Origin of the sequence: Spirulina sp. 06S082, from assembly GCF_034932145.1 — a bacterium.
Taxonomy (GTDB): domain Bacteria; phylum Cyanobacteriota; class Cyanobacteriia; order Cyanobacteriales; family Spirulinaceae; genus CCY15215.
The window spans coordinates 1-7480 of sequence record NZ_JAYGHV010000196.1 but is presented as its reverse complement, the minus strand read 5'-3'; the positions used below and the strand labels follow the sequence as shown (position 1 = coordinate 7480).

Here is a 7480-nt window from a genome sequence, read left to right as displayed (position 1 = left end):
CGAGTTATAATATTGGCGCGAGATATTGGTATTGTGTATTAATAGGCGACAAAAACTTTTCCAGAGTGTATGTGGGCAAAAGTTCCGACTGCACGCTGAGAACGCCAGTTGTTCTGGGAACGCTACGGAATTTCCGTAGCTGAAAGAATTCCCAACCATAATCTTTGATTTGGTTGGGGAGCGTTCAATGAAATCAATATAGAATGCAAAGATGAGAAGGGAAACCATACCTTGAAGGCTGTAGTCAAATCTTAAGGGTGCAATATTTTGAGACAGCACAACCTTCCGTTCCTTACAATCCATCCCGGTAATCGACCATGAAAATCATGAATATCAACGTAAAAACCGTCGGCGATATCACCGTTGTCGAACTGATTGGGGAAGTCGATGCGAATACCGCACCCGAAGTGCAGCAGCAAGTGCTACCCCTTGCTCTTCCCCAAAGTAAAATTCTCCTTAACATGAGCGAAGTCCCTTATATGTCTAGTGCGGGACTGCGAATGTTGCTTTCTCTGTATCGACAAGCCAGTGCGAAAGATGGTCAATTGGTTCTCGTCGGCTTGGCCCAGGAAATTTATCGAACCATGTCCGTTACTGGATTTCTCAACTTTTTTACCACCTGCGAAACCCAGGAGATCGGGTTGGAACTTTTACGCTAGAATGGGGCAGGAGGGCTTTAACCTACAATAGTGAATAGTGAATATTTGCTGCGATCGCAATGAAACAAGTATTTTTGCCAGCATTTTCCCTAACCTTTTTCGCTACATTTTGCGGGATAGCAACTTGTTTTGCTTCTCCAGTTCGGGCGCAGATTCCTGTTTTAGAAGAGCAACCTCGAGGCACTGGGGAAGCACAACCCGAAGAGAATTGCCCCAATTGTTTTCTCTTCCCCCCTTCCCCCTCCCCAACCCCCCAACCTCCCCATCCTCCCCAACCCCCCCAACCCCCCCATCCCCCCCAACCCTCCCAACCCTCCCCGATCGCGACTTAGAGAGCGAATATTTACTCGGAGGAGGCGATCGCCTCACCATTGATATTTTTGAAGTCCCCCAATATAGCGGCCTTTACCAGGTTCCCATCGATGGCATTATTTTTCTCCCCTTAATTGGCGGAGTTTCCGTGGCAGGATTAACCCTAGAAGAGGCCACCAACGCCATTTCGCAAAAATATTCTGCTTACCTCAAACGCCCTTTAATCACCATTCGCCTGCGAAATTCTCGTCCCCTCAATGTTTTTGTCGCAGGGGAAGTCACTAATCCAGGCTCTTTTACCGTAGACCTAATCGGCGGTGCCGGGGACAATCCTGGGGTACAGCATCCCACCCTAACCGCCGCCTTAAAAGCCGCAGGAGGCATTACCCTGAGTGCCGATATCAGCCGCATTCAACTCCGTCGCCGCCGTCCTCGCCAAGACAGCGATCGCGTCTTTGAAATCGATTTAGAAAGCCTATTACAGACCGGCGATCGCACCGTCGATTTAACCTTACGAGATGGGGATACCGTTTTTGTCCCCGTACAGCCCGATATTGAACTTCGCAGCCTTCGACAACTGGCAACCCTTGACTTTGCCGCCGATATTGAAACCGGACGCACGGTATCGATAGTGGGAGAGGTAAAACGTCCAGGCTCCTACAATATTATCGGCACAGCCCTATCGAGTGGAGGCGCAACGGGACTCACTGGAGGCATTCCCACCCTAACCCAAGCCCTACAAGAAGCCGGCGGCATTGAAATGACCGCCGATATTCGCAATATTGCCATTCGTCGCCCCACAAAAGCCGGAGGCGAGCAAATTATCCCCATTAATCTTTGGGAATTTCTCCAAGCCGGAGATATTACCCAAGATACTCCCTTACAAGAAGGAGATACAATTGTTGTACCGGAGGCCAATCAATATTCCGCCGCAGAACTCAGCGAATTGGCCTCGGCTCGATTTGCCCCAGATTCTATCAAAGTGAGCGTGGTTGGCGAAGTACAAAGCCCCGGTATCGTTGCAGTTACTCCCAATACTACCCTCAACCAAGCCTTAATGACCGCCGGGGGATTTAACCGCGATCGCGCCTTTCGGGAAAATGTGCGTCTCATTCGCCTCAATCCCGATGGAACAGTTATTTCTCGGGAAGTTGCCGTAGATATTGCCCAAGCAACCGTTAACGAACAAAGTAACCCCATTCTCAAAGAAAACGATATCATTTTAGTAGGACGAAATCGCAATACGCGGGTTTCAGATGCTCTCACCACCTTTTTTAATGCAGGAACCGGCGCTCTTGCGGTCTTCTCAATTCCCGATCGCATTTTTGGTATTTTAGAAACCTTGGGAATTATCAATATTCCCGATTAAAATAGAGAATAAAATAAAATAGAGAATAAAATAGAGAATAAAATAGAGAACATATTTATTTCCCCCATGAGTCCTAAACCAGACTATCCTTTTTTCTCACCCCAATCTTCCGAATATTCTTTATCGCCATCGTCTCTGATTCCCCCTCAAAAAGAAGAAACCAGTCTAGACTTGGCTTGGCTTTTTTCTGTTTTTCGCCGCCGCCTTTGGATTATAGTCATGGTATCAGGAACCTTAGCGATCGCCACAGGGGGAACTATTTTTCTGAAGGCGAAGGAAGTTGAGGAAGCATTTAAAGGCTCGTTTCAAGTCTTAGTTGAACCCGTTACCGTCGAAGGTCGTTTAGCGCGTTTATCCCTTTTAGCTCAGAGTGGAACCGGTACAACTTCCGCTACTGAAGTATCAAAAGAAGGAGTAGGTCGCTCGGATTTATTGGACTATGAAACCCAAATTCGGGTCTTAAAGAGTCCTAAGATTTTAGAACCGTTGGTGGAGAAAATAAAAGTAAAATACCCAGATATAAAAATTGGGGATTTGACTAAAGATTTAACCCTCGATCGCATTAAATATGAAAAAGATGGCAAGTTTGAAGGCACCAAAATTTTAGAAGTGAGTTATGCCGATGCCGATCGAGATAAAATTATCTTTATTTTAGAGCAAGTCAAGGATGTTTACTTAGAATATTCTTTAGAGGAACGTTTAAATAGTCTCAACAAAGGAATCGAGCATATTGAAAAACAATTACCAGAATTACAGGGAAGTGTCGATGGACTACAAAAACAATTACAACAATTACGGGAACGCAATCACGTTAATTACCCCGAAGAAACCGCTAAAGATTTAGCGGCTCAAGCGCGAGATTTAAGCAGTCAACATATTAATACTCAAGCTCAATTAGAAGAAGCAAAAGCCAATTATGCGGGTCTTAAGGAGCAAATTGCTTTAGGAAATCCTGTTGCTGTACTTTTAAGCAGTACGGAAACACAACAGGCTTACAGTTTGTTGTTGGCTCAATTACAAACAATTGAGGCTCAGATTGCTACAGATTCAACTCAATTTAAAGAGGACAGTCCTCCTTTACAAATCAAATACGAAAAACGGGAGAATTTAAGGAAAATTTTAATTCAAGAAGCTAACAAAGTGGTGGAAACCATAGCGGTAAAAATTCAAGATTTAGAAGCACGAATTAACTATATTAAAGCCACAGAGAAAGAATTACAAAATCGTTTGGATGGTTTTCCAAAGGTTCTGCGTAGTTATGCCGATTTAGAGCGAAATCTTGCGGTGGCCTCAGAGAGTTTGAAAACATTTTTAGAAAAGCGAGAGGGATTAAAATTAGATGCTTCTCAAAGTAGTATTCCGTGGATTTTAATCAAAGAACCTGATATCTGGAGATTGCCCAATGGTACCCCATTATCATTTAAAGGAGGTAATACTAAGCGTCAACTGGCGATCGCCGTTATCCTCTCATCTCTATTTGGAATAGGAATTGGTTTTATTGTTGAAATTCTCCACTCAGTTTATCATACTCCGGAAGAAATCAAAAATGCAACAAAATTAAGATTATTGGGATCGATCCCGACTTTTAAAAAGCTCAGAAAATATGAGAGAAAATTAGAAAAACTGGCAGATAAAAAGAACTTGTTACTCGTTCCTTCTGATTTTCCCAAGCCCAATTATTCTCGAGCTTATTTAGAATCTTTTCGTTCCCTTTATACCAATATCGATCTCCTTGGAACGAGTCGTTCTCTTACGATTGGATCGGCGGCTCCCGGTGATGGAAAATCAACCATTGCTCGCCAATTAGCTGAGACGGCTGCTAGTATGGATCGGCGGGTTTTATTAGTTGATGCGGACTTACGCAAACCTCAATTACACCTGCGTTTGGGGTTAAAAAATAGTCTCGGACTCAGTGATATTTTACAAAGCGATCTAAGTTTAAATGACGTAATTCAACAATTTCCCCTTGAAGAAAATCTCTTTTTTCTTTGTGCTGGACAAACAATTGTCGATCCAGTTAAGTTATTATCTTCTGGAAAAATGCAGCATTTAGCCGAACAATTTCAAGGTTTTTTCGATCTGGTTATTTATAATATTCCTCCTCTGGTTGGTTTAGCAGACGGACATATTTTAGCGGCAAAATCTGACGGAATTATTCTGGTTGTCTGTTTAGAGAAAACCGATCGCGGTCTTCTCGATAAGGCGATCGAAAACTTGAAAATTTCTGGTGCTTCAGTTCTTGGTTTCGTCGCTAACAATGTTAAAAATTACGTTCCCGTTTCCTATCTTATGCCGCGAGAACGTCCCTCTCGTTTTCCCCGTTTGGGTCAGAAAATGTGATATTTTTATGCTTGAGAATTTTGTTTATCCTTTGACACCGCTTCCCGTTTCTGTGGGAATAATATAGCGCTGAACAAAAACAAAAAATAATAAGGCTGGAGCAATAGCAATAATAGAACCCGCAGCCACTAAACGCCAGCTTAAATCTTCTCCACGGAATAGCTTAGATACTCCCAAAGGAAGGGTATAATATTCAGGGTCGGTAATCACAATTAGCGGCCAGAGAAAGTCACTCCAAGAGCCAATAAAGACAAAAATTGCTAATGTGACTAAGGCGGGACGAATCGCAGGGAGCATAACGTGCCACCATAAGCCTAACTCGGTACAACCGTCCATACGAGCAGCTTCTTCTAATTCTTTGGGTACTCCTTGAAAGGCTTGACGGAGGAGAAAAATGCCAAAAGCAGAGGCGATCGCCGGAAAAATAATACCTAAATAACTGTTGACTAAGTTGAGTTTTACTGTTATTATATATAGAGGAATCATGACAATTTGAAAAGGAATCATGATTGTGGAGACCACGAGAGCAAAAATCAAATCTCGCCCTTTAAATGTTAATCTTGCTAAAGGATAGGCAGCTAAGGAAGAAGATAAAAGATTGAGGAAAACAGTTAACGCAGCAATAAGGGTACTATTGAATAAATAGCGGCCAAAGGGATGTAGTTGCCAAACTTCACGAAAGTTATTTAAAGTGGGTTCTCGGGGAATGAGTTGGGGAGGAAATCCAAAAATTTGTTCCGTGGGTGACTTTAAAGATGTTCCAAGCAACCACAACAAAGGAAATAACATTAAGGCAGCAAGGAGAGTGAGTGTAAAATAGGTTCGGAATAATTGCGATCGCGTTTTCGTTTGAGTCACTTTGGTTAGGATTAAAGAATTAGAATTAAAGAAAAAGAAAAAATAGCCCTCTCGAATGTCGAGACAGCTATTTTTTCAAGCAAAACTAAATTGGGTTAAAGAACCCCAAGGCTACCCAGTGCTAGAATAACCCCACAACCGATAACGTGACCGAAACTGGTTGTTCCCAGTAAAGCCGGTAAACCCATTCCACCAAACATTTCGGGCATGGGAAGTGCAGGTCCTTCACTGGGGTTTTGGATGGTTGCTTTACCAATTGCGATCGCCAAAATGTTGCAGACGACCATAACCACAGCGACTTTGGGACTCCACGCTACAGTAGTGGGAACAGCAGCAGCCAACAATATTAGATTAGTCAATTTCTTTTCTCCTCAACAAATTCGCTGTAATTTTTATCTCAAACTTTGGAGTCGCGAGTATCGTTTTGTTACAACAATTAACATTTTCTTAATGTCTCCCAGACAGAGAGATAGAAATTTGTTCGCAAAGAATCGTTACAATAGTTGCGATCGCTGCAATTAAAATAGAGGAAGTAAGGGCGTTGCATATCTGTGAATAGTTCTCCCGCGCAGTCCCCATTTAAAATCTTAGGGAGCGTTCAATTTTAATCATGTCTCAAAAAAATGAAACTTTACCCCTGATTTTGGCGCTGTTCATTACGGCGGGAATTTTAGGCGGGGGATATTGGTGGTTTACTCGCAAACAATCTGGAAATCTGGCTCAAAATGGTTCTGTCTCCACTGCCCCAATTTCTAATTCAAATGCCCCGAATTCCCCTCCTCCAGCATCAGGAACAACATTTCCTCTCCTTCCTTCTGTTCCTGCCGGAACTATTGTGAACATTAATGGTTCCACCAGTATGGTGCAAATTAACACTGCACTAAAGGCGAAATTTGAGGCACGATATCCCGGTACGGCGATCGTCTGGCAATCTCAAGGGACAGAGAAAGGCATTGCAGCAGTGTTAGCGGGAAGTGCAGAGATAGCAGCAATTTCTCGTCCTTTAACCCCTCAAGAAGAGGCACAAGGATTAGTTGCTATTCCCATCGCCCAAGATGCGATCGCCCTCGTTGTTAGCAAGAATAATCCTTTTCAACGCGGTTTAACTCAAGCGCAAGTGGTGGGTATTTTTACTGGGCAAATTACCGACTGGTCGCAAGTAGGCGGCAAAAACAGCCAAATTCGCGTTCTCAATCGACCGCAAGTCAGTGGCACCCATCAAGTATTTCAAAGTCTTGTTTTAAATGGAAACAATTTCGGTACGAGTTCCAATATTGAAACCATGCCCAGAGACGAAACAACGGGAATGCTGCAAGAATTGAGGCGGGATGGAATTGGTTACGCTACATTTAATCAAGTTGTCGATCAACAAACTGTACGAGTGGTTGCTGTTGATGGTTTAACGCCAGAATCAGCGAATTATCCCTACAAACGAGAGCTTTTCTATGTTTATAAAAACCCTCCTACCAGTGGTGTTGCAGCTTTCCTAGGGTATACTACATCCGATGAAGGTAAAGGGGCGATCGCAGGTCAATAATTCTGTTGATGTGGATAAATCTGAGGCCGATCGCAGGTTGGAACGATCGTGCGATCGCGAGCTTGACAGTACAAAAAAACTAAATTATAGTGGAGCAGAAAATTGTCCTCGAAAAAACTATCTACAAAATGCAAAAAGAGGACTCCCGCTAGACCCGTTGGCGAAGCCTGCGCTACGCGCATTAGGGTTAGCGGTGAGATGAATTTTTGCCAACAAACAAAACCGACCAAAGGGAGTCCAAATAGATTGACATTCTCTGTAAAGATTGCTAAAATCTAATTCAGGAGGTCAAAATGTTAACACTAACTTACGAGTATAAATTAATCCCGAACGAAAAGCAAATCGAGGTAATTGAGAACACCTTGAGAGTGTGTCGTGCTGTCTGGAATTACGCCCTAAGAGAGC

At 43.2% G+C, this 7480-nt stretch carries 8 protein-coding genes; 5 read left to right on the top strand and 3 right to left on the bottom strand.

All coding sequences use genetic code 11. The annotated features are described in order from the left end of the window. Nucleotides 1-326: 326 nt before the first annotated feature. Nucleotides 327-659 (top strand): anti-sigma factor antagonist, encoded by a 333-nt coding sequence (locus VB714_RS13940; protein WP_204105416.1) that lies wholly within the window; start codon nucleotides 327-329, stop codon nucleotides 657-659. 22 nt (nucleotides 660-681) lie between these two features. Here VB714_RS13940 and VB714_RS13935 read toward each other — a convergent pair whose 3' ends face one another. Then, nucleotides 682-876, bottom strand: coding sequence for a hypothetical protein (locus tag VB714_RS13935; protein ID WP_323225143.1), 195 nt, complete (start codon nucleotides 874-876; stop codon nucleotides 682-684). Between VB714_RS13935 and VB714_RS13930 the strand changes: the two genes are divergently transcribed. Together VB714_RS13930 and VB714_RS13925 are read left to right on the top strand one after the other, a co-directional pair. Further along, the gene (locus VB714_RS13930) at nucleotides 877-2340 is read left to right on the top strand and encodes an SLBB domain-containing protein (protein ID WP_323225141.1); all 1464 of its coding nucleotides are present in this window, start codon (nucleotides 877-879) and stop codon (nucleotides 2338-2340) included. A 66-nt stretch (nucleotides 2341-2406) separates the two neighbouring features. After that, a complete protein-coding gene (locus tag VB714_RS13925) occupies nucleotides 2407-4680 on the top strand; it encodes a GumC family protein (protein ID WP_323225139.1) in 2274 nt (757 codons plus the stop codon). 24 nt (nucleotides 4681-4704) lie between these two features. On the opposite strand, the gene VB714_RS13920 is transcribed toward VB714_RS13925, so the two are convergent. Both VB714_RS13920 and psaK read right to left on the bottom strand, forming a co-directional pair. Continuing rightward, a complete protein-coding gene (locus VB714_RS13920; RefSeq protein WP_416309685.1) occupies nucleotides 4705-5469 on the bottom strand; it encodes a carbohydrate ABC transporter permease in 765 nt (254 codons plus the stop codon). A 164-nt stretch (nucleotides 5470-5633) separates the two neighbouring features. Then, nucleotides 5634-5897 (bottom strand): photosystem I reaction center subunit PsaK, encoded by a 264-nt coding sequence (gene psaK / locus VB714_RS13915; protein WP_323225135.1) that lies wholly within the window; start codon nucleotides 5895-5897, stop codon nucleotides 5634-5636. Between the two features lie 251 nt (nucleotides 5898-6148). Between psaK and VB714_RS13910 the strand changes: the two genes are divergently transcribed. Both VB714_RS13910 and VB714_RS13905 read left to right on the top strand, forming a co-directional pair. Continuing rightward, complete coding sequence (locus tag VB714_RS13910; RefSeq protein ID WP_323225132.1) at nucleotides 6149-7075, top strand: phosphate ABC transporter substrate-binding protein; 927 nt, start codon at nucleotides 6149-6151, stop codon at nucleotides 7073-7075. Nucleotides 7076-7368: 293 nt separating this feature from the next. Beyond that, a partial coding sequence (locus VB714_RS13905) for a helix-turn-helix domain-containing protein (RefSeq protein WP_323225145.1) occupies nucleotides 7369-7480 on the top strand: 112 nt, incomplete at its 3' end.

Coding starts and splice junctions, on each gene's coding strand:
- VB714_RS13940 (WP_204105416.1), top strand. CDS start 327: ATGAATATCAACGTAAAAACCGTCGGCGATATCACCGTTGTCGAACTG.
- VB714_RS13925 (WP_323225139.1), top strand. CDS start 2,407: ATGAGTCCTAAACCAGACTATCCTTTTTTCTCACCCCAATCTTCCGAA.
- VB714_RS13920 (WP_416309685.1), bottom strand. CDS start 5,469: ATGTTATTTCCTTTGTTGTGGTTGCTTGGAACATCTTTAAAGTCACCC.
- VB714_RS13910 (WP_323225132.1), top strand. CDS start 6,149: ATGTCTCAAAAAAATGAAACTTTACCCCTGATTTTGGCGCTGTTCATT.